This is a genomic window from Methylobacterium sp. AC433, assembly GCF_979253015.1.
This window is the reverse complement of record NZ_CEEDBN010000040.1, coordinates 1-3120: the sequence shown is the minus strand read 5'-3', so window position 1 is coordinate 3120 and position 3120 is coordinate 1. Positions and strand designations below refer to the sequence as shown.

3 protein-coding genes are annotated in these 3120 nt (G+C 67.2%); 2 read left to right on the top strand and 1 reads right to left on the bottom strand.

The annotated features are described in order from the left end of the window. Nucleotides 1–306: 306 nt before the first annotated feature. A complete protein-coding gene (locus tag AC0IWM_RS23630) occupies nucleotides 307–1125 on the bottom strand; it encodes a hypothetical protein (protein ID WP_471759100.1) in 819 nt (272 codons plus the stop codon). A 640-nt stretch (nucleotides 1126–1765) separates the two neighbouring features. Here AC0IWM_RS23630 and AC0IWM_RS23625 point away from each other — a divergent pair. Then, a complete protein-coding gene (locus AC0IWM_RS23625; RefSeq protein WP_471759098.1) occupies nucleotides 1766–2422 on the top strand; it encodes a nucleotide-binding protein in 657 nt (218 codons plus the stop codon). Nucleotides 2423–2424: 2 nt separating this feature from the next. Continuing rightward, nucleotides 2425–2832 carry a hypothetical protein gene (locus AC0IWM_RS23620; RefSeq protein WP_471759096.1) on the top strand — a complete coding sequence of 136 codons (408 nt, stop codon included), beginning with the start codon at nucleotides 2425–2427 and terminating at the stop codon, nucleotides 2830–2832. Nucleotides 2833–3120 lie beyond the last annotated feature (288 nt).

Sequence of the window (3120 nt, the reverse complement as noted above, 5' to 3'; positions counted from 1 at the left end):
AAAAGCAAGCCGCCAACCCCGTTGGCCGCCCGCCGATGAACCGGGGTATACGGACCACGCCCGAGCCCGTCAACACCCACGATCGGGTAAAACGCACATGTCGCAGTTTGGTTCTCTCCCGGACGCAGCGCCGAATGCAGGCGTGCGTCGAGGTCGCGTCGTGACGGAGCTGGAAATCCCGTCCTGACCGCGTGACCTCGACACGTGCTCACGCCTGCGTTTCACGTGCTTTTCGAGGATTCATTCCCCTTGGTCCGGAGCCGGGACAGAAGGTGGGAGCCCCGCTGCACCGGACGGAGCGTTGTCTCACCTCCAGGTTGTGCGGCCACTCGCCCCTTTTCTTGTAAACCCTTGATTCCGTGGCCCTCTCAAAAGTGAACCCTCCCCCCTGCCCAGAGAGGCGGCCACGGTCCCGGGGGCTTGCCGGGGGGTCGGCGGGGCGCCACCCGTCCCCTCCGGGACCTTGCTCCGCGGTTTCCGGCCCTCCAGCCAGGTCAACCAGACCAGCGACACGACTCGAACCACGTTGGTGAGGTTGGGACGATAGGGAACCCGCCGCTCCGTGATCGACACCAGTCCGAGGTTTTGGGCGATCCGCAGGGCGCCGCGCGCCGTAGTCTGGCTCACACCGGAGCGGGCTGCGATCTCGGGGATCGAGAGCGTGCACTGGCCGCTCGCGACGAACGCGTCGGCCACGACCTTGAGGACCGCCAGCTCCCCCGTGGTGAAGCGGCAGGCGAGCTTGGGCGGCAGGGGTCCGGAGGCGGCCAGGGTTCGCCGGCGCTCCAGGGAACGGGCCCGGTCGGGCGAGCGCTGAGAACGCTTGATCGGGAAATACGACCAGAGGCGCGGATCCTTGCCCAGATCCTTGCCCGAGGGCGCTCCCGAGGCTTCGGCAGCCGCCTCGGGAGACCTCTGCGAGGACATGACCGTGAGACATCCCAGGGAGACGGCGGAGGCCTGCATACGCGGTTTGCGACGGCCGTGGATGGCTTCGGCGAGGGCCTGGGCCTGGGCCTCGGTCAGGGCGCCCTCCCCGGCCCCGCGCCACACATCGCGGCTCAGGGCGTCCAGGGCGGCCAGGGGAACATGGTTAACGAGACTGAGCAGGTGGTCGAACGACATGGTGGTCCCTGGGTTGGGACCGCATCGGGCCAAGCGACATCGCCTCGAGAATGCACATTCTCGGTTGACTCCTGAGGGGAGCTATGATGTGCTGAGGACATTCGGTGTTCCTCGGCACATCTACGATTTGACGGCCCTTCCGGTTTGGCGACCGGGGGGCCGTTGTCGTTTCAGGGTCCTACTGCGGTGAGGCGGCGGTTCCTTGATCGAATCCCCAGTCCACTAAGGGACCGAGACCACGCATTCGGCATGCGGGGGCCTCTCCTGTCAAACCAGGGACTTATGCCGCTCCGCAGCGGTGCCCAGTCGGCACCTCCTGCCGTGGCCGGCGCGCCTTTCTCCCACTGATTCATTCGATCGGACCAGGGCGTTCCACGCCGCCGACGGACAAGGCCGACAGCCCGACCAGACGGCCCCTCCGTCAGGGCCAGAGCGTCCCGGCAAAGCGCAAGCGTCAGAAATAAAACAGGAATTCTCCTTAAATTAGCAAATGGGCAAATGGGTTTTTGCCCAAGAACCCAAGAACCCAAGTGGGCCAGCGGGTTCTTGGGTTCACGGGTTCTTGGGGATTTGGGCGCTAGGGTATCTGGGGATTTGGGCTCTTGAGGGTTTGAACCCCCGGATCTCAGGGAGCCTTGCGATGGCGGTCATCAGCGTCTGTTCGACGAAGGGGGGGGTCGGGAAGACGACCCTCGTGATCTGCCTGGCCGACGCCTTCGCCCGGCAGGGGGGAAGCGTGGCCATCGTCGATGCCGACCCGAACGGGCATGTGGGCTCGTGGCGCGAGCGTGCAGGGACGGATTCCACCGTCGCGGTCATCTCGGGGGTGACGGAGACCGTCATCCTCGACCGCATCGCGGAAGCGGCGACGCAGTACGGGATCGTCCTGGTGGACCTCGAGGGCGCCGCCTCGCAGGCCGTCACCTACGCGATCGCCGAGTCGGACCTCGTGCTGATCCCCACCAAGATCTCGGGAATGGACCTGCAGGAGGTGTTCCGGACCTACGAGGTGGTGCAGCGGGCCGAGCGCATGCTGCGCCGATCGATCCCGGCCCGGGTGGTCCTGACCCAGATGTCGCCCCTGCAGAGCCGCGTCGCCCAGCACGCCCGGGAAGAGATCCAGGGCGCCGGCATCCCGCTGCTGCGGACCGAGGTGATCCAGCGGGCCGCGTACCAGTCCATGCACTTCACGGGATCGACGCCGGCCGGGCCGGGGGGCGATCCGAAGGCCGCCGCCGAGGTGGGCGGTGTCCTGAACGAGCTCCTCGCCATCCTGGCCGAGCAGCAGGGAGCCTGACGATGAGCAAGCCTCCATTCCTGCCCTCGCCCCGTCCGCGGCCGCATACGAGTCCGGAGGATGCCTGGCAGCTGGCGGCCGCCACGAGCGACCTCGGCTTCACGCGGGCCTCGAGCGCCCCCCAGGCGCCGCCGGCCGCGGCCCGGATCTCCGACGAGCCCCGGCCGACCGAGGCCATCGAGAGCGCCGGGAGCGTACCGGCCGAGGCCACGAAAGCCCTGGCTTCCACGAGGCCGCCCAAGGCAGCGGTTCTGAAGGTCGAGGTGCCGGATCCCGTCTGGACAGCCCTGCGGCAGGAGGCTCTCGATCGCCGGGTGACCGTGAAGTACCTGGTCCTCGAGGCTCTGGCGGCCAAGGGCTACGCCTTCGACCTCTCGGCCATCCCGCAGGATGGGCGCCGCCTGCGCTAGGCGGTGTCCGAAGGGATCCTGTCCGGACAATCACTGTCCGCAGGCCAGATCCGAACCTTGTGGACGCCCTTGCAATGGTCCGGCTGGCGTCCGCAGGACCATGGCCCAACGGACGCCGGACATGCCGGACATGAGTCGGAGGGGTCGAAACGCAGAAAGGCCGCCCCGGGGGGCGGCCTTTCTGCGTTTCGACGATCGTCTGAGGGAATATCTTGTTCTGTGCAGGTCTGGCGGCGACCGACTCTCCCGTGTCTTGAGACACAGTACCATGGGCGCTGGTGTGTTTAA

Coding starts and splice junctions, on each gene's coding strand:
- AC0IWM_RS23630 (WP_471759100.1), bottom strand. CDS start 1,125: ATGTCGTTCGACCACCTGCTCAGTCTCGTTAACCATGTTCCCCTGGCC.
- AC0IWM_RS23625 (WP_471759098.1), top strand. CDS start 1,766: ATGGCGGTCATCAGCGTCTGTTCGACGAAGGGGGGGGTCGGGAAGACG.
- AC0IWM_RS23620 (WP_471759096.1), top strand. CDS start 2,425: ATGAGCAAGCCTCCATTCCTGCCCTCGCCCCGTCCGCGGCCGCATACG.